Raw genomic sequence first — 17,745 nt, forward strand, 5'->3', positions numbered from 1 at the left:
TCCAAGAACGAAGGACATCGTCGCTAGCAGCGCCGCCGCCCTCGTCAGTGAGCGGGTTATAGAACTACACCCCTGATATAGTCAACAGCACCCGCGACAGAAAATACAGAAAAACAGTAAGTTATTGTTTATATTGTGGTATTTTCGTTTAATGGGCTTCGACTCTCTCGGAAAGCCAAATTTCCATTGCGCGCGCTATTATTCCTGCGCCTTAACGATGTCATCGTTCAGTAATGCACGCGCCTGTCCGCTAACAGATAATCCGTTCACGACTAGAATGCCTCTCACGATCATATCGATTGCCAGTCTCGGGTCAGCGCAACTCTTGCATCCCGTGAAAGACGCGAAGGCACTCGCACATCATGCATCTTGAAAAGTGGTGACGTAATCGTTGGGCATTGTCCGACGGATCCCTACCTGGGACGAGCTATATGGCCAAATACTTTCTTGAGCTGCAGGAAGCTTCAACCGTTCCTGTCATCGATCATGTATATAGTGACGCATTGTCCATGAGTGATTTTCGGCTCGTCGCGCTTAACAATAACATTGCTGGTATCAAATTCGCCTTTGAAGAATGTGCGCCCGTATTTCGTTCCATTGTGCCCAGGGTTTTATGCCTAGCCTGTAATGTCTTTCCCCCGAACTATCCCGCGATATCCACCGGGCTTTGAAAACAGGAAAATACGAGACCGCACGCAGCTTAATCGATGATATTGCTGGGAACAGACGTGGGTCCAGTGCGGGTACCCGGCGTGGAAGCACTTAATGCTGACGAACGGTCCGAACTCAAGGAGATCATCGAGCGCGTGAGAGCCAGCTCACTTAGCTAGCTCGCATCAGTCATTGCCTAGAATCAGCCACATCTGGAGGGGACGAGAGCCGTCGTTTAAGAAATGTTGCGTCCCATGCATTTTTCGTCTTGCATCGCTAAGCAAATCATTTATATGACGCACCAACGGAGCGCTTAGGCATCTCCCGATGGCGTTGGGGAATAGTTCAACGGTAGAACGACGGACTCTGACTCCGTTAATCTTGGTTCGAATCCAGGTTCCCCAGCCAATTCTTTTCTCATGTATAAAACCAATAACCTGCGTTAGACGTGCTTCCTAGCGCGTCTGCATTCCAACGGTAATCGCCGATAATTTGGGACTAGCCGGTTTGGTGGACAGCCTTTTCTTGATGTGTCAATTTTCACGCTTTGGAAACCTGTAGCACCCTCGTGCTGGCTCAGGCGTTTGCCTAAACCGTCCGAAAGAACTGAATTTGCTTTCCTGACTGTCGTGTGGCTGGTGACGAACAAGCTCGTTATCGCTTGGGCTGCCGAAGGGACGCGACGAGCGATACGTCGATAGCTGCTCACAGTCAGAGGTGACGGTCAGGTTCACGTTTTGAGCGTGAACCCTCTCCTCACAAATGCCAACAAATGAAGCTTGGGCCTTCTATTCAGCCTTCGTCTGGATATCCACCTTATCGAGCAGGCCCATGGGATTTTCCGAGGCTGCAACTAGGTCAAGAAGGCCAAGGCCATTTGCGCCATTGGATTTGACGGTTACAGTCAGCGTTCCTGGCGAGCTGATGAATTTGAGCAATGCTTCGACAGTTGCTTGCAGTTTTGGCTGCTCAGCCGCGACCCGTTGCAACATCATGCTGGACACAAATGTCAGGGCACCACGAACCTGATCCTCTGTCATTTCATTCTGCAGAGCATAAAGCTTGATCGCCTTCGCCATCATGCCTTCATCCCTGATCACAAGTTCCATCTCGCGACCCGCGAGCCCGAACATGGCGGCCTGAGCGCGGCCAGTGTCGAACGTGAAGAACTCTTCCGTGAACCCGCTGACCAAGCCGGAAAGATTGATACTGCCAAAATCCTGGCTACGGAGCGAGATTTCGCGAATGAGCAGGTTTTTGTTTGGCTCATCCCATCCGGCAGAGATGGCATAGGAAAAGGCGATAGCTTCAAGACCTAATTTACGCGCTTCAACGAAAACCTCCTCCGGCGAATCCGCGGGAATGGGAACAGAAAGCTCGTCCTGCCTGATGTCGATATCCGTTGGGATGCCATTATAGGGCTTCGTCAAGCCCATCTCGAAATTCTTCAGCTTGAACTGCACGCGCTCAGGCATCTCAGCTGTTGTTTCATCCGTCTTTTCTGGCGCTGCAACATCGACATTGATTCCAGCCAGGCGCATCCTGCCCAGCTCTGGAATCAAGCGCGTGAACGTCAACGCCTCGATCGGTCTGTCTTCAAGCCCGATAATCTCAGAAAGACCATCAATCGTGGCGCTCCAGTCAAAGCCTTTAAGGCTTGCCTCGCCCACTTCAAACGTGTCGTCACCACTTTTCAAGGACATGCCATTCAAGCCGAAGCTGACCTTACGGCCATCCATCTGCATATCCATACGATCAATGCCGACCATGACACGTTTGCTAGACAGCCCCTCGCTCTCGTTGGGCATATCTGCCTTAAAGCCCAGCAATTGCATGTTGCTCTTGCCAATCATGTCAAGGACAGACACAGCCTTGGCGAAAATTGCCTTCATTTCCTGTGGCGAAGGTTCAGCATTCGCATCGAGCGTCGTGAGTGTTTTCAGCGTGTCCAGAAGCGGCTCGGCCTGCATGCGGGCGGTAAACCCATCGCTGCGTATTTCATCATAGCTGAAACGACCTTCGCCCTCAGAGAACGAAATCTTTTGAACGGATACAGGGCCGTAGACAGGCTTTGCCTCCTTATCCTCAGGGCCCGCTTTTTCAGTGTAGAGCCTTGCCATGTAAGCCGCATCAAAGGCCTGACCAACGATGGCGCCGGTCGAGACGACCGTGCGCTTCTTCTGAACTTGGCCGGTACTATCCGGCAATTGCAACTGGATATCGTAGTCGGCAGCGTCGACGGTGTATTGAGCGATCCGTCCACCGGCTATGTCCGATAGCGTGACGTTTTTATAAACGACCTTTTGTTCTGCACTGGCAATGGACTGTGTAACGGTCATCTCAGGCGTGAAGATACGAACCGCAGCAAATTGCTCGAGCCGCTTGGCAAGAGATTTGGCGCTGCCGTCGCTTGGTATGTCAGAGCGCAGGGCTTCCTCAAAGGCGGCGTTTTCGACGCGTGCATGCGCCATCGAAATCGTTCCTGTCGGCACATCGATATTGACGTCGCTGAACTCAAGCGCGCCGTCCAGAAAGCGAAATTTCGGGCGTCCATCGATAGCCGCAATTTTCAGATTTTTGCCATCAGCAAAAGGCAATGTCACGTCGCGAACATGAACCTGTCCAAGAAAATCGACCTCCACGGAGCGGGCCGTTGCACCGCTGCGCGCCAGGAGTTCGCTGACCTTTGCCTCGTAATAGGTTTTGCCCCCGACGACACCGGCAACAAGAACCGCGATAATCGCTGCACTCGCCCATAATGCTGTACGTCGGCCCTTGCCGGCTCCGGTGTTGACCTTGTCCACGAGCTTGACCCTCTCCGCGCAAACTGAATCTGTTCGCCTTCTAGCACGCCAAAGTTGGTTCGCAACTACTCCCTTGCGGGAAATGACAGCGTCCGTGACCGTGGTCGCACAGACGCCAGCAGGAGCGCTTGACTCCAAACTCAAATGGAACATAATGAGAACATCGGATGAAGTTGAGCCCTTCATCCATGATGTCAGTTGTCAATCAAGGGAGATCGGATCATTGCGTCAAAGGGCAAATGAAGCGGATGTCGCAGACTACATACTGGATTGCCATGACGGTGACGCTAAGTCTGCTATCAAGGCCATGCAGGACGAGATAGAGCACCTGCAACATCAGTTGAATCTTGCTGTTATTGCGATGGGACGAGGCAATACGGACGCGGGTGTTTGGAGCAAAAGAAATGGTGGTCGATAAGATCGTCCACCCATGCTTTTGTCAGGCTTGACGCTTTTTCTCGTTGCGCTCTGCCGCAAGTAACGTTTCCAGAAGCCTGTTCATTCCACCGTCATTGCACGGCACTTCCGTGACACGACTTTGTTTTATGGCCTGCCTGATCATGCCGTCGCTTAGATAACGCGACAGTTGATGCGATTGCTCTGTCATTGAGATATATCCCTGTTCCCCGCACCCGAAACTATAATCGTCAATTTAGGTTCCGCTTAATCTACGGATTCATCAAATAAAGTGACTTCGTTTCCGCTGAGCCGCTGACCTGTTTACCGCGTGGTCCAATCAAAACCCGGTCAATTGGCTAGGCACGACGGTCATGACAACGCGATCCAAAGGCCCGGATAGGTGGTGTGCACCATACTCTCGTCATTGTGTGGACATATCCAACCCCTTCCCCCTATGGTTTGCAGGGGAAGGCTGGCATCTTCCAGACCGCGAGGTCATCGGGGATATTTATTGCGATTTTGGTGTCGAACATGCGGTTGAACTCCGTCCGGGGTGTCGAGAGAAACGAAGACTTGAAAGCAAGCGAGGCGGGCAGTCGTGTTCCTTCGCGCAACGCCATCTTTGCTGACGGCATGCGCATCGCGGTGCCGTCGCACGGTGTCGAACGGATCGAGGCACGTTTCCACGGCAATGCGTTTTCGCCGCATCGGCACGACACTTATGCGCTCGGTTTGACGCTGCACGGCGTACAGACCTTTCGCTACCGCGGCAGCGACCGATTCAGTAGCCCGGGAAATGTCATCGTGCTGCACCCGGACGAGTTGCACGATGGTGCGGCTGGCACCGAAGATGGCTTGATCTATCGCATCATCTATCTGCCGCCTGATCTGATCGGCGCTGTGGATGGCTATCGAAGTGCCCTGCCATTCGTCGCCAACCCTGTTATCGCCGATGATGACTTGCAGCAGGCGCTGGCAGAGATTCTTGCCGATCTTAGCGAAGAACCAAGCGACCTGATGATGGATGATGTCGTGATGCGGCTAGCATCGGGGCTTTCGCGCCACGCTGGTGCGCCGCCAAAGACAATCACCAAGTCTGCAAGGTCTGCCGTGCTGCGTGCCCGCGGCTTCATAGAAGGCCACCGCAGCGACACCATACGTTCCGAAGCGCTGGAGGCGGCGTCTGGACTGGATCGTTACGAACTCGCCCGGCAGTTCCGCAGGTTGCTGGGAACCAGCCCGCATCGATACCTCATCATGCGCAAGCTGGAACTGGCAAAATGGTCTATGGCGGACGGGAAAGGTTTGGCTCAGACAGCGGCAGATGCAGGCTTTGCTGACCAAGCCCATTTTACCCGTCATTTTCGAAAAACCTTCGGCATGACGCCGGGGCGATGGCTTTCCATGCGCGTGGCAAGCCAGTCCTAGAGACGGGGCTTGAGCGCTGGCGCCAGTCCGGAATCGCCCGAGTTCGGCTCCCCCTTCGGCTCTATCAGAAGCACCTTTACCTCTTTCTCAGCCCGTGGGCGGTGAACCACGCCCTTGGGCACGACGATCATTTCGCCAGCCTTCACGGTTCGAGATGGCTCCCCCTCGATGTCGAGTTCCATCTCTCCCTCCAACACGAGGAAAAAATCATCCGTCGTGTCATGCTTGTGAAACGGATATTCACCCTTGAAACGGACGACCATCACGTCGTTTTCATTATAGTCTGCAACCACATGCGGGTCCCAGTGCGTTGAGAACAGACCGAGTTTCTCATAAAGATTGATGGCTTTCATTTCAGTATCCTATTTTGTGTTTCACTGCGGCCGCAAAGAAGACAAGTCTTCGGTCAAGGCCCGTCTACACACCGCTACACAAGGCATCGCGCCGGGTATTGAACGTTCGTGTAACGGGCGACCCGGATCGCGCCATCATGATCGCAAGGATGCGCGTTGACTTGAGAGCGCTAAATCACCATCTGTGCGGCATGCCGAAGCGTGAAAAAAATGGGATAGAACTGATCAGGACATGGACCTTGCCGACCGCCGTAACGATGGGGTCGGCAGTTCGTGCAAAGGGCGTTCTTCAGGAAATACAGGCAAGGCTGCCTTCCAGCTTGAAAAAATCGATATCGCTGGAAGGCGTCGATCTGACACTGGCGATGGCGGCGGCGGAAAAGACGGCCTTCAACGCCGCTGCAGCCGTTGTTTCAAGAGTGGTGATGGAGGCCGTCGCGATGCCCATGATCCCTCGCGAAATCGAGGATATCCTGACCATCAAGACCAGCGAGCGCCATCGTTGGCTTGCCGATGGTCGCCTGCCGAGCGCTGGCACGCGCACCGTCAGACTGAACGGACGCGCCCGCCAGATCACATTCCATGTCTTCGACCCCAAGGTGGTGGAAGACATTCTCGACCGTGGCGCCGTGGAAGAGTGGCGGGTGGAGGATGCGGAGGCGAAAGCTGAAAAGCGGCAGCGGGCTGCCTATCAGGCCAAGCTGACCCGCTCCCTTAAAAAGAAGGCTGCGAAACCTCCAGAGACATCAGAATCCAGCTCCAAGGACGCGGCCTCGAAGCTCGGCGGCTGGGACGAGTTCGACATCGACGGATTGCTTCGATAAGCCGCCATAACTCTTCGTCCGCATGGTGCAAAATGTGGCTAGTGCGGCCCGTGCACTTAATGACGTACCGACGGTGCTGGGCCTGTTTGGCTCACACTAAAATCTGGAAAAAAGAGCGCGGCGAGGCAATGGTATCGGGCCGCTTCTTTCACAGACAAGGCCGTGCCCAAACTCTGTCGATATTATTGTCTGTGAGAGGCTGTGTTGTATCCTTGCCGCCGTGAAGATCACTACCTATAAGGAGCGCATGTCATCTGATTCAAAGATATTCGTAGGGCTGCGGTCGCCCCGCAAAAAACCTGTTCCGCAAAGTGAACCCAATGGGCCGAAATGCCAGTGGGATGGCTGCGACAAGGGCGGCACGTTGCGTGCGCCCGTTGGCCGCGACGGTGAAGGCCTGTACCTGCTGTTTTGTACCGAGCACGTTCGGGAATATAACAAGGGTTATAATTTCTCGCCGAACCTCTCCGACCCCGTTACGGCGCGCTATCAGCGTGAAGCGGCAGAAGGCCGCCGCCAAACGGCCGGCGTTGGCGCGCCCAAGGCGACCGAAGTTCCACTCCCCCGCACGGAGCGGTCCGGCTCCGCAAAGGCCATGAACGCCCGCAAGAGCGCTGCGGCCCGACAGGCGCAGACTGCGGATTTGCAGCGTCGCAAACTCAAGGTCCTTGAGGCCAAGGCATTTGAGACGCTTGGGCTGCCGGAAGATGCGACGCCGGAGGAAATCAGGGCACGCTATAAGCAGTGTCTCAAGATGCACCATCCGGATGCAAACGATGGCGATCGCAATTCCGAGGACAAGCTTCGCGCCGCCATTGATGCGCACAAAATCCTCAAGCTGAACGGTTTCTGTTAAAGATGAGCCGCCAAACCGCTGGCGGCTTTTTCCAGCTGACTTGAAACCGGCGCTGATCGTCTGGGCTCCGGGCGACACATTGCGCGTAGAGCGTGAAAAACCAATTCGCTCAATCCGGTTTCGAGATCGGCAGCGCTGACGATCTTTGTCCGATCGACGAAGTCTCCATTAAACCCCTCCATAACACTATCACGTCGGCGTTCATCACCCGCATCGAGAGCGGTAAGCGCGGTGCTGATCGTAGACCAGACGGGAGCGTCAGAACGCCACGTGTGATATTTTGGCACGCGGTAATTTGGCATGGGGTCACCCAGCACAAACAAGAGTAGAACGGAAATCAAGATCATGCCTTGATGGAGGTCAAATTGTTTGATGGTTTCAGTGCGGAGCTTCTGGCGCGCATTCAGTTTGCGTTTACAGTCTCATTCCACTTCATCTTCCCGGCCTTCTCAATTGGCACAGCGAGTTACCTCGCCGTTCTGAATGCGCTCTGGCTGTGGAAGCGCGATCCCGTTTACTTGAAGCTTTTCGAGTTCTGGAAACCCATATTTGCCATCACCTTCGGCATGGGCGTCGTCTCCGGTATCGTCATGAGCTACCAGTTCGGTACCAACTGGGCCGTGTTTTCCGACAAGGTCGGACCGGTCATCGGGCCGCTCATGGGCTATGAAGTTCTGACCGCCTTTTTCCTCGAGGCCGGATTTCTGGGTATCGCCTTGTTTGGGCGCAAACGTGTAGGCGATCGCCTTCACATGTTTGCCGTCGGCATGGTGGCGGTCGGCACTCTCATTTCCGCAACGTGGATATTGTCCGCCAACAGCTGGATGCAGACGCCTCAGGGCTTCACCATTGGTGAAAACGGACAATTCATGCCAGCCGACTGGTGGAAGATCATCTTCAACCCGTCATTTCCATATCGCCTCGTTCACACCGTGCTGGCCGCCTTTTTGACGACGGCTTTCGGGGTTGGCGCTGTCGGCGCCTATCACCTGTTGCGAGACAAGAGCAATCGGCAGGCACGCGTCATGTTTTCCATGGCCATGTGGATGGCAGCTCTCGTCACCCCCATCCAGATATTCGTCGGCGATCTGCACGGCATCAACACACTGGAACATCAGCCAGCGAAAATCGCCGCGATGGAAGGGCATTACGAAACCCACAGTGGTGCACCGCTCATTCTCTTCGGAATTCCTGATGATGAGGCCGAAGTCACCAAATACGCGCTTGAGATACCAAAGCTCGGCTCATTGATCCTCACCCATTCGCTGGACGGCGAGATCAAGGGTTTGAAAGAGTGGAATAAAAATGATCGCCCCAAGGCACTGATCCCCTTCATAACCTTCCGGGTCATGGTTGGGCTTGGGATGCTGATGCTCCTTGTCGGCCTCTGGTCGCTCTTGGCGCGGTGGAAAGACTGTCTTTATGACAATCGCCTGCTTCACAGAGCCTCCCTTCTCATGGGTCCATCAGGTTTCATCGCCGTGCTGGCTGGCTGGTACACGACGGAAGTAGGCCGCCAGCCTTACACGGTCTATGGCCTGTTGCGCACATCCGACAGCTTGTCGCCCATCGATGCACCTGCCGTTGGCGCATCGCTTCTTGCTTTCATCATCGTCTATTTCCTGGTGTTCGGTGCAGGCGTATTTTACCTGCTGCGACTGATGGGACGCACACCTATGCTGGATGAGGATCACGAATTGGATCACGCCCCGACCCGTACGGCCGGGATAACGCCCGGTCCCGCGCAGAGCCTTTCAGGAGGGCATCATGATGTTTGATCTTGCATTTATCTGGGCTGCCATCATCGCATTTGCGGTGCTGGCCTATGTCATCCTCGATGGCTTCGATCTCGGCATCGGCATCCTGTTCCCGTTTTTCCGCAAGAGGCATGACCGGGACGTCATGACAAATTCCATTGCCCCGGTGTGGGATGGAAACGAAACGTGGCTGGTGTTGGGCGGCGGCGGGTTGATGGCGGTCTTTCCGGTTGCCTATGCAACTGTATTGCCTGCCCTTTACATGCCCATCATCCTCATGTTGCTGGGGCTTATCTTTCGTGGTGTCGCCTTCGAATTCCGCTGGCGCACGACGCGTGGCAGCATTTGGTGGGATTGGGGCTTCTGCATCGGCTCCACCATTGCGGCCATGATGCAGGGCATCGCTCTGGGCGCGCTGGTTCAGGGCATCCAGATCACCAACCGCGCCTATTCCGGCGGGTGGTGGGACTGGCTGACACCTTTCAGTCTTACAACAGGCCTGGCTGTGGTCATCGGCTATGCATTGCTCGGCGCGACATGGCTAAACCTCAAAACAGTGGGCGAGTTACAGGCGAAAGCTCGCACAATTTCCAAGGTGGCGGCTGTGGCAACGCTTGCCATCATCGGCGTTGTCAGTCTCTGGACGCCCTTTATCGACCGCGTTTATTTCGAGCGTTGGTTCGTCTGGCCCACGGCGTTTTTCTCGGCCTTCGTGCCGCTTTTGGTCCTGCTCTGCGCGGCCGCTCTGTGGAATGGATTGGCGCGTGACAAACATCTGCAGCCGTTTCTGGCCGCCCTTGGCATTTTCGTCATCTGTTTTGCGGGACTTGGGATCAGCTTTTATCCCTATATCGTGCCCGGCGCGCTGACGATCTGGGAAGCGGCGGCGCCGGAAAGCTCGCTGGCGTTCCTGCTTGTGGGTGCAAGCGTGCTGATACCGATCATCCTTGCTTATACGGGTTACGCCTATTGGGTCTTTCGCGGCAAGATCGATCCCGAGGAGGGATATCACTGATGCAGCAGTCTCTCTCCAGGCGGTTGTTGTGGTTCGTCGGCATCTGGATTGCGAGCGTGCTTGCTCTTTCGATCGTCGCATATGCAATCCGCCTGATGATTTTGGGATAGAGCCCGTAATGCCTACGCCTTCGGCGGAGTTGCACTGTCGACCACAAGAGCGACGATCAAACTCCGCCGACCCGCACAATCGACGCTTCAACGTTTCAAATGACGACGCAGGACTTAAGCAGTTTTTTATTCATTTCCCCTAGCGTCATTGCAATGCTTGGGCGGCGTTACGCTGCGGGGGAGAATTGGAAAGTGAAATTATCTCAGAAACTGAAATCCATCGGTTTCAGAACATCGATCGGGATGGCTTTGTTGCTCATTTCGGTCGTGCTTGTTGCAAGCGTCGGCATCCGTGGAATTGGTAGTCTGACAGGTGCCGTGTCTCAAACTGTGGATACTTCAAAAGTCCTGATTGGCGCCAACAAGGCTGAAGGTGCCATTATCCAATATCTCATCAGCAAAGAGCCTCAGCGCATTGATCAAGCCGCCAGCGCCCTCCAGATGGCGCAAGCGACACTGAATTCACTAAAATTGTCAAAAGACGAAAGTGCAGAACTCTCAAATGGCATCTCGATGATGTCGAATGCCGTCAGGTCTCTCGCAACCTCCCAGGATGCTGTCCAGAAAGCCGGCGCCGCTCTGCGTGAAGCAACCGGAAGCATGGTGACCCTGGCTGATCAGGCTGAAAAAAGCGCCCTTGACGTCGCCAACCAGGCGGAGACCAATTCCAACAACGCCCTGATTAGCCTGAACACAATCCGTATCCTCATCCAGAACACTGGCAGTTTCAGGGAAGGTATCAATGCCGTCGAACTCGCGCTGGTAAAAGCATCCGCCCAAGGTGGAGTGATATCGGCCGATCAGATTGCAGAGCCGATGGCTCGTGCGCAGACTGGCTTGACTGAAGTGGTCAAGCTGGGCGGAACGCCTGACATCCAGCCGATCGTCAGTAGCCTGGAAAGTACCTTCACGGAGATTGAGGCCGCCATTTCCAAAGACAATGGCGCGGCTCTCTCCGCGACACAGGAACTCGGGCTTTTCGCGCAGATTTCAACCACCTCTCAGAAGCTGGAAGAGGTGTTGCGGATGTCGGCAGAAAAAGAGCTGGCAGCCAAGAGCGAAAAAGATACGGCTCGCTCCAAGGCACGTATTATTTCAGGCACTGCACGTAACTTCAGCAATGTCTTGAAAGATATTCTGGTTCAAGTCGAACGATATCATCTCCAACCCTCCGCTGAAGCTGACGCCATCGTCACCGCAAATCTGAAGAAGGCAGCAGGCTTGGGTGCCATGCTGGCCAAGATCTCCGGAAATGACATGACCGCCAGCCTCGCCCAACTGGGCCAGACATTCGAAGCGATGAAGACGAACCTCGCATCCTTCGATCAGCAGGCCTCGCTGGTGGTTTCGACATCACAGAGCGTCACGGACGGTATTGTCGCGATCGCAGGCGAAATTGCATCCAAATCAGAACTCCAGGGTAGTCAGGGCACGTCCTGGATGTGGAGCGCCGGTCTGTTCAGCTTCGTTCTGGCTATGGCCATTGCATTCTTTATGGTCCGCTCCGTTGCCCGGCCTATGGTGAAGGTTGCGCAGGCAATGGCGCGTCTGGCAAAGGGGGAAACAGATACGCATCTGGAGCTTGCAAAAACGGACAACGAAATCGGTGAGATGATCGGCGCATTGCAGGTGTTTCAGCAAAACGACCGTGCACGCCTCAACGCCGAAGCAGAGGCGGATCGCGGAAGGCAGCAGGCGGAAATTCTGCGGCATGAACGTGAAGCCGAGCGTGTGACGGAAGCGCAGGCGATGGAGCATGCCTTCGGACAAATTTCCACCGGTCTGGACGCACTGTCCAAGGGTGATCTGACGGCGCGCATCGGAGCGGTCGATTCCCGCTACGAGCGCATCAGAACGCACTTCAACAGCGCCGTTTCCACCCTGGAAGAGGCAATTGACGCGGTCATCGTCAGCGTCGGAACGATCCGGTCGGGTCTGTCCGAAATATCAAGCGCATCAAACGATCTTGCCCGCCGCACAGAACAGCAGGCCGCCTCTCTCGAAGAAACAGTTGCCGCCTTGGGCGAGGTCTCCAACGGCATCACGAGCACTGCGGATGGCGCAGACCACGCCCAGAAGACTGTTGCACTGGCCAAGACAAACGCGGAAGGCGGCGGAGCTGTTGTAGAACGCGCCATCAGCGCGATGAGCGAAATTCAGGATTCATCGGCAAAGATCGGCAACATCATCGGCGTTATCGACGAAATAGCATTTCAGACCAATTTGCTTGCGCTCAACGCAGGGGTTGAGGCGGCGCGTGCCGGGGATGCAGGCAAGGGCTTTGCCGTCGTTGCACAGGAAGTGCGTGAGCTTGCCCAAAGATCGGCCAATGCCGCGCGCGAAATCAAGGGATTGATTTCAACATCGACAACGCAGGTCGCTGCAGGCGTCAAGCTCGTTGACGAAACCGGCATCTCACTCAAGGACATTTGTGAGCAGGTCGGCGGCATCAGTTCCATCATCGACAAGATTGCCATGGCGGCCAGAGAGCAGTCCGTAAGTCTACGGGAAGTTTCCAATGCTGGCGACGAGATGGACAAGGTCACGCAACAGAATGCAGCCATGGTCGAAGAGACGACAGCCGCATCTCAAACACTGGTACATGAAACTGAAATGCTGGCCCAGATGGTAGGTCAGTTCGCGACCAGACGCTCAAGCGGCGCCAGGATGCGGGCGGCTGCATAGGCCAGCCTCTAAGGACCATGTTTTGACACCGGCTTCACAAGACGCCGGTCCAACAAAGCGCAGGCCATTCATCGCCTGCGCTTCTAACCACGGTCTTCGCTTGCGCTGTCCGCGCCTCCCCTAGCGATGGTGGCTGCTTACGTCTGAGCTTCTGGTAACTGCGCCCCACCGGCTAAAGCTTCCCATTCCCACCGCAGGATCGCGTATTGCATGGTGTTCTCGTAAATCGGAGCGCCATCGTCGCTTTTTGTGAAGGACACGAACTCCTTGAACAGCCCCTCCTGCCGCATTCCCATGCGTTCGCACAGGCGCTGTGACGGGATATTGTGATCCTCCACATAAGCATAAAGCCGGCGCGCATTCTTGACCGTGAAGAGAAAAATGAACAAGGCGCGCGCCGCCTCACTAGCGAAACCAGCGCCGCCGAAACGCGGATTGAAGTTCCACCCGACCGAATACGTATCGTCTTCCGGCACGGCGAACAGGTCGCCGACAAGCTTGTCGGTGTCTCTCAGGCAAACGGCAATGTATTCATCGCTTCCACACCGCTTTTCCGTCTCCGCCTCTGCGGCGGCCATATCGTCAAGTTTAAGAGACAGAAAACAACTGGCAGTCGGTTCGTTCAGATAGGCGAACAAATCGGCGGCGTCTTCCTGCCGGAAATTTCTTAAAATGAGCCGGGGCGTTTTTATCATATCCATTCGGATGTCTTACCTGCGTTGACGCTTTCGCGAAAGCGCCATCCTGACATCGACGGCGTGACTTTGCCGTGCCCATTTGCGCCGGCACTGCATGCTGCCCGCAGTCTGCAAGACCTTCATGTTCCGTATCTTCGACAATACTGGTAAAGCGGGGTTTCAGTTTCTCTTTCGCTTAGTCTGCCCTTCCACGGAACTATCCGGCACCGTCCAGCTTTTCCTGTTCGTTTACAGGAGTTCAGCATGCCGATCTCAGCGCCAATCCGTTACTCGCCCGATCTCGAAACAATACAGCCCGATGAGGAGGAAACCATCCAGGGTCTGAACGACACCTTTGACAAGATCCTCGACACCACCGCAAATGACTATGGTCACGCGGTTCGCTCAGTGCATGCCAAGGCACACGGCATTCTTCAGGGCAAATTGCAGGTCAAAGATGGTCTGCCTCCTGAGCTTGCCCAGGGGCTGTTCGCGCAACCCGGCACCTACACCGTGTTCATGCGCCTCTCAACAAATGCGGGCGACATTCTTCCGGACGCGATCGCCCTGCCCCGTGGCCTCGCCATGAAGGTGGTCGGCGTAGACGGCGAACGCCTGCCGGATGCAGCTGGGCGAACGCAAGACTTCGTCATGGTCAATGGCCCAGTGTTTCAGGCCAAGACCGCTGATAAATTTCTTGGAAGCCTGAAACTGCTGGCAAAGACGACGGATAAGATGGAGGGAACAAAGACGGTTATGTCGAGCGTTCTCCAGACCGTCAACAACGCGCTTGAGGCCGTTGGCGTCACAAGTTCAACAGTCCAGTCCCTCGGCGGCGCACCTAACATCGATCCTCTCGGCGAGACTTATTTCAGCGTCACGCCATTTCGCTATGGGGAATACGTTGCGAAATTCAGCCTCAAGCCGATCTCTCCGGACCTGACGGAACTGACCGATAGGGAGATCGACACAAGTGTGCGCGAAGATGCGATCAGAGAGACCGTGCAAGGGGAGATGCAGACGATCCAAGGCGAGTGGGAGTTTCAGGTCCAGCTCTGTCGCGACGTCAAGGCACAGCCCATCGAAGATCCAACCGTAGAATGGGATCAGGATGACGCTCCTTTCGTGACCGTGGCAACGATAACGGCGGCGCCGCAAGACAGCTGGAGCGACGAGCAGGTGCAGAAGGTCAATGAAGAGATGCGGTTCAGTGTCTGGACCGGGCTCGTGGCCCATCAGCCACTTGGCAATATCAACCGCGCCCGCAAAGTCCCATATGAGCATTCAGCGAAATTTCGCGCTGGCTTCAACAAATGCCCAATCCACGAGCCGCAGCAATAGCTCTTGCTCACTGCCGGTTGCCGGGCACCCTTCATCGTAGTGGTGCCCGGTTTTTCCTGAAATCACCTATGCCGAACCGAGTATGGCCCGTCAGCGCGCCACTCTCTGGCTTGATTGAAATCAATCCAGCAGGCTGGAGCGCATGCTAGCTGAGGATAAACCTCAGGAGCTAGCCGATGACAAAATTGATGAAAGCTGCCGTTCTCCGCGAGTTTGGCAAACCTCTCATGATCGAGCAAATACCAGTGCCGGAACCGCGCCCTGACCAGATACTGGTCAAGATGGCTGCAACCGGCGTCTGCCACACGGATCTCCATGCCATCAAAGGCGATTGGCCGGTCAAGCCGAATGTTCCTTTCATTCCCGGTCATGAGGGCGTCGGCACCGTCGTCGGTGTCGGGCGTGACGTGAAACGCATCAAGGAAGGTGACAGGGTCGGCGTGCCTTGGCTGCACACGGCCTGTGGCTATTGCCCGCATTGCAGAACCGGGTGGGAAACGCTTTGCGGATCGCAGCAAAATACCGGTTATTCGGTCAATGGAAGTTTTGCTGAATATGCGCTTGCTGACCCAAACTATGTTGGCCGCCTGCCGGACAGTCTGGAATGGGGCCCGGCAGCGCCCATCCTGTGCGCGGGCGTAACCGTCTACAAGGGGCTGAAGGAAACCGAAGTCAAACCGGGCGAATGGGTCGCCATATCGGGCGTCGGCGGGCTCGGCCACATGGCGGTGCAGTACGCAAAGGCGATGGGCATGCATGTTGCGGCCATTGATGTTCACGCCGACAAGCTAGCCCTTGCCACAAAACTCGGCGCCGAAATAGTCATCAATGCCCGCGAGACCGATCCGGCGGCGGAGTTGCAGAAACTGATCGGCGGCGTCCATGGCGTTCTGGTCACGGCGGTCTCTCCGACTGCGTTCGAGCAGGCTTTCGGAGCGATGCGCTCGCATGGCACCATGGCACTGGTCGGCCTGCCACCGGGCAAGTTCGCCATGCCAATCTTCGATACGGTTCTGAAACGGATCACCGTCCGAGGCTCGATCGTCGGCACCCGGCAGGATCTTGAGGAAGCGCTCGGCTTTGCCGGTGACGGTGCCGTTGCGGCCCATTTCTCCTGGGACAAGCTTGAGAACATCAACGCAATCTTCACCCGCATGGAAGAAGGCGGCATTGATGGCCGGATCGTGCTTGACCTGCAATAGGCAGGAATAACCAACCTTATCATCATGGAGCCAACATGATCGAGACGCGCATCCGTCGACCATCATTGATCGATAAAATCACGACACCTCAGGCCGCCGCGGCACTCATCAAGGATGGCATGGTCATCGGCATGAGCGGTTTCACCAAGGCAGGCGACGCCAAAGCCGTTCCAATCGCCATGGTTGAACGGGCAAAGATCGACCCCTTCCAGATCACGTTGATTACGGGTGCGTCACTCGGCCATGGTATTGACCGGATGCTGACTGAGGCCAAGATTCTTGCCCGTCGAATGCCGTTTCAAGTCGACACGACACTTCGCGCCGCCATCAATCGTGGTGAGGTGATGTTCGTCGATCAGCATCTGTCTGAAACCGTCGAACACCTTAGATCAAACCAGCTCGGCCCAATCGATTACGCGGTAATCGAGGCCACGGCGATCACCGAGGATGGCGGCATCGTGCCCTCCACGTCAATCGGCAACTCGGCGAGCTTCGCCATTCTTGCCAAGAAGATCATTGTCGAAATCAATCTGAGCCAACCACTCGAACTTGAAGGGTTGCACGATGTCTATATCCCGACCAAACGGCCCATGCGCGAGCCGATTCCTGTTCTCGACTGCAACAGTCGCGTTGGCCTGCCCTATATACCGATCGATCCAGACAAGATTGCCGCCATCGTGGTCACCGAGCAGAAGGACAGCTTCTCCACGGTCGAAGCCCCGGATGCGGACACGGCGGCGATTGCCAGCCATCTGATCCGCTTTCTGGAGAACGAGGTATCCGTCGGGCGCCTGAATCTTGGTCTGCAACCGCTACAGGCGGGTATCGGCACAATTGCCAACTCTGTTCTTTCAGGACTGAAGAACAGTCCCTTCAATGGCCTCAAAATGTACAGCGAGGTTTTGCAGGACAGTACATTCGATCTGTTTGATGCTGGCAAACTCGATTTTGCCTCCGGCTCCTCCATCACACTTTCGGCAGAGTGCGCAGAGCGCGTTTTTGGATCGTTTGACAGGTATAAGCACAAGCTTGTGCTGCGCCCTCAGGAGATTTCCAATCACCCCGAGGTCATTCGTCGCCTCGGCATCATCGGCATCAACACGGCGCTGGAAGTGGACATCTATGGCAATGTGAACTCCAGCCACGTCAATGGCACGCACATGATGAACGGCATTGGCGGCTCAGGCGATTTCGCGCGAAATGCCTACCTTTCCATCTTCGTCACCAAGTCGCTGGCCAAGGGCGGAAGAATTTCCTCCGTGGTTCCCATGGTCAGCCATGTCGATCATACCGAGCACGATGTCGATATCATCGTGACGGAGAACGGCCTTGCAGATTTGCGCGAATTGGCACCCCGCGAAAGAGCGGCGGTGATCATTGCCAACTGCGTGCATCCATCCTTCAGAGATATGCTTGAAGACTATCTGGCGCGCGCGACACGGCGCGGCGGTCATACGCCGCACCTTCTGGAAGAAGCTCTTTCGTGGCACATCAGAAGTCTGGCAACGGGCAATATGAAGACCTGACGGTATGGCGCGCCAGCTTCATAGCCTCGATCTCGCAATGCTTCTGTTTACTTAATGATACCGAATCAATTTTGGGTTATTCTTACAAGAACTCAGTCCTAAACCATTTTTTCCGGA

16 protein-coding genes and 1 tRNA gene are annotated in these 17,745 nt (G+C 55.5%); 12 read left to right on the forward strand and 5 right to left on the reverse strand.

Features of this window, described 5'->3' with window-relative positions; all coding sequences use genetic code 11:
• Positions 1–985: 985 nt before the first annotated feature.
• A tRNA-Gln gene (locus RQI55_RS21390) sits at positions 986–1,059 on the forward strand.
• A gap of 380 nt (positions 1,060–1,439) precedes the next feature.
• On the opposite strand, the gene RQI55_RS21395 is transcribed toward RQI55_RS21390, so the two are convergent.
• A complete protein-coding gene (locus RQI55_RS21395; RefSeq protein ID WP_311273722.1) occupies positions 1,440–3,455 on the reverse strand; it encodes a hypothetical protein in 2,016 nt (671 codons plus the stop codon).
• Positions 3,456–3,549: 94 nt separating this feature from the next.
• Here RQI55_RS21395 and RQI55_RS21400 point away from each other — a divergent pair, with 94 nt between their 5' ends.
• The gene (locus tag RQI55_RS21400; RefSeq protein WP_311273723.1) at positions 3,550–3,873 is read left to right on the forward strand and encodes a hypothetical protein; all 324 of its coding nucleotides are present in this window, start codon (positions 3,550–3,552) and stop codon (positions 3,871–3,873) included.
• A gap of 21 nt (positions 3,874–3,894) precedes the next feature.
• Here RQI55_RS21400 and RQI55_RS21405 read toward each other — a convergent pair whose 3' ends face one another.
• A complete protein-coding gene (locus tag RQI55_RS21405) occupies positions 3,895–4,062 on the reverse strand; it encodes a hypothetical protein (RefSeq protein WP_192067220.1) in 168 nt (55 codons plus the stop codon).
• Between the two features lie 425 nt (positions 4,063–4,487).
• On the opposite strand from RQI55_RS21405, the gene RQI55_RS21410 reads away from it, so the two are divergent.
• Positions 4,488–5,282 carry an AraC family transcriptional regulator gene (locus tag RQI55_RS21410; protein WP_409233760.1) on the forward strand — a complete coding sequence of 265 codons (795 nt, stop codon included), beginning with the start codon at positions 4,488–4,490 and terminating at the stop codon, positions 5,280–5,282.
• Here the strand turns inward: RQI55_RS21410 and RQI55_RS21415 are convergent.
• A complete protein-coding gene (locus RQI55_RS21415; RefSeq protein ID WP_042618708.1) occupies positions 5,279–5,635 on the reverse strand; it encodes a cupin domain-containing protein in 357 nt (118 codons plus the stop codon). The genes RQI55_RS21410 and RQI55_RS21415 overlap by 4 nt on opposite strands.
• A 191-nt stretch (positions 5,636–5,826) precedes the next feature.
• Between RQI55_RS21415 and RQI55_RS21420 the strand changes: the two genes are divergently transcribed.
• Positions 5,827–6,459, forward strand: a complete 633-nt coding sequence (locus RQI55_RS21420; protein ID WP_311273757.1) for a hypothetical protein — start codon at positions 5,827–5,829, stop codon at positions 6,457–6,459.
• 247 nt (positions 6,460–6,706) lie between these two features.
• Positions 6,707–7,315: a J domain-containing protein gene (locus tag RQI55_RS21425; RefSeq protein ID WP_042618709.1), complete on the forward strand. Its 609-nt coding sequence runs from the start codon at positions 6,707–6,709 to the stop codon at positions 7,313–7,315.
• On the opposite strand, the gene RQI55_RS21430 is transcribed toward RQI55_RS21425, so the two are convergent.
• Complete coding sequence (locus tag RQI55_RS21430) at positions 7,312–7,617, reverse strand: hypothetical protein (protein WP_243257958.1); 306 nt, start codon at positions 7,615–7,617, stop codon at positions 7,312–7,314. The genes RQI55_RS21425 and RQI55_RS21430 overlap by 4 nt on opposite strands.
• Before the next feature lie 63 nt (positions 7,618–7,680).
• On the opposite strand from RQI55_RS21430, the gene RQI55_RS21435 reads away from it, so the two are divergent.
• The 4 genes from RQI55_RS21435 (at position 7,681) to RQI55_RS21450 (ending at position 12,882) form a co-directional block, all read left to right on the forward strand.
• A complete protein-coding gene (locus RQI55_RS21435; RefSeq protein WP_243257957.1) occupies positions 7,681–9,093 on the forward strand; it encodes a cytochrome ubiquinol oxidase subunit I in 1,413 nt (470 codons plus the stop codon).
• Positions 9,083–10,087 carry a cytochrome d ubiquinol oxidase subunit II gene (cydB, locus tag RQI55_RS21440; protein ID WP_042618711.1) on the forward strand — a complete coding sequence of 335 codons (1,005 nt, stop codon included), beginning with the start codon at positions 9,083–9,085 and terminating at the stop codon, positions 10,085–10,087. Before RQI55_RS21435 ends, cydB begins: the two co-directional genes overlap by 11 nt.
• A complete protein-coding gene (locus RQI55_RS21445; protein ID WP_082249920.1) occupies positions 10,087–10,197 on the forward strand; it encodes a DUF2474 family protein in 111 nt (36 codons plus the stop codon). The genes cydB and RQI55_RS21445 overlap by 1 nt, the downstream gene beginning before the upstream one ends.
• Positions 10,198–10,389: 192 nt before the next feature.
• Positions 10,390–12,882 (forward strand): HAMP domain-containing methyl-accepting chemotaxis protein, encoded by a 2,493-nt coding sequence (locus RQI55_RS21450; RefSeq protein ID WP_311273725.1) that lies wholly within the window; start codon positions 10,390–10,392, stop codon positions 12,880–12,882.
• A 137-nt stretch (positions 12,883–13,019) separates the two neighbouring features.
• Here RQI55_RS21450 and RQI55_RS21455 read toward each other — a convergent pair whose 3' ends face one another.
• A complete protein-coding gene (locus RQI55_RS21455; RefSeq protein ID WP_311273726.1) occupies positions 13,020–13,583 on the reverse strand; it encodes a GNAT family protein in 564 nt (187 codons plus the stop codon).
• A 240-nt stretch (positions 13,584–13,823) separates the two neighbouring features.
• Between RQI55_RS21455 and RQI55_RS21460 the strand changes: the two genes are divergently transcribed.
• The 3 genes from RQI55_RS21460 to RQI55_RS21470 all read left to right on the forward strand — a co-directional run bounded on the left by RQI55_RS21460 (position 13,824) and on the right by RQI55_RS21470 (position 17,628).
• The gene (locus RQI55_RS21460) at positions 13,824–14,900 is read left to right on the forward strand and encodes a catalase family protein (protein WP_311273727.1); all 1,077 of its coding nucleotides are present in this window, start codon (positions 13,824–13,826) and stop codon (positions 14,898–14,900) included.
• 176 nt (positions 14,901–15,076) lie between these two features.
• Positions 15,077–16,102, forward strand: a complete 1,026-nt coding sequence (gene adhP / locus RQI55_RS21465) for an alcohol dehydrogenase AdhP (RefSeq protein ID WP_311273728.1) — start codon at positions 15,077–15,079, stop codon at positions 16,100–16,102.
• Positions 16,103–16,137: 35 nt separating this feature from the next.
• On the forward strand, positions 16,138–17,628 hold the full coding sequence (locus RQI55_RS21470; protein WP_311273729.1) for an acetyl-CoA hydrolase/transferase family protein: 1,491 nt from the start codon (positions 16,138–16,140) through the stop codon (positions 17,626–17,628).
• Positions 17,629–17,745 lie beyond the last annotated feature (117 nt).

The sequence above is a fragment of the Rhizobium sp. WCS2018Hpa-16 genome, assembly GCF_031843705.1.
Lineage (GTDB): Bacteria > Pseudomonadota > Alphaproteobacteria > Rhizobiales > Rhizobiaceae > Agrobacterium > Agrobacterium tumefaciens_C.

Excerpts from the sequence above, each read along its gene's own strand:
- RQI55_RS21460 (WP_311273727.1), top strand. The coding sequence starts at position 13,824 with ATGCCGATCTCAGCGCCAATCCGTTACTCGCCCGATCTCGAAACAATA.
- RQI55_RS21425 (WP_042618709.1), top strand. The coding sequence starts at position 6,707 with ATGTCATCTGATTCAAAGATATTCGTAGGGCTGCGGTCGCCCCGCAAA.
- RQI55_RS21455 (WP_311273726.1), bottom strand. The coding sequence starts at position 13,583 with ATGGATATGATAAAAACGCCCCGGCTCATTTTAAGAAATTTCCGGCAG.
- RQI55_RS21405 (WP_192067220.1), bottom strand. The coding sequence starts at position 4,062 with ATGACAGAGCAATCGCATCAACTGTCGCGTTATCTAAGCGACGGCATG.
- RQI55_RS21470 (WP_311273729.1), top strand. The coding sequence starts at position 16,138 with ATGATCGAGACGCGCATCCGTCGACCATCATTGATCGATAAAATCACG.
- RQI55_RS21445 (WP_082249920.1), top strand. The coding sequence starts at position 10,087 with ATGCAGCAGTCTCTCTCCAGGCGGTTGTTGTGGTTCGTCGGCATCTGG.
- RQI55_RS21410 (WP_409233760.1), top strand. The coding sequence starts at position 4,488 with ATGCGCATCGCGGTGCCGTCGCACGGTGTCGAACGGATCGAGGCACGT.
- RQI55_RS21430 (WP_243257958.1), bottom strand. The coding sequence starts at position 7,617 with ATGCCAAATTACCGCGTGCCAAAATATCACACGTGGCGTTCTGACGCT.
- RQI55_RS21420 (WP_311273757.1), top strand. The coding sequence starts at position 5,827 with ATGCCGAAGCGTGAAAAAAATGGGATAGAACTGATCAGGACATGGACC.
- cydB (WP_042618711.1), top strand. The coding sequence starts at position 9,083 with ATGATGTTTGATCTTGCATTTATCTGGGCTGCCATCATCGCATTTGCG.
- RQI55_RS21415 (WP_042618708.1), bottom strand. The coding sequence starts at position 5,635 with ATGAAAGCCATCAATCTTTATGAGAAACTCGGTCTGTTCTCAACGCAC.
- adhP (WP_311273728.1), top strand. The coding sequence starts at position 15,077 with ATGACAAAATTGATGAAAGCTGCCGTTCTCCGCGAGTTTGGCAAACCT.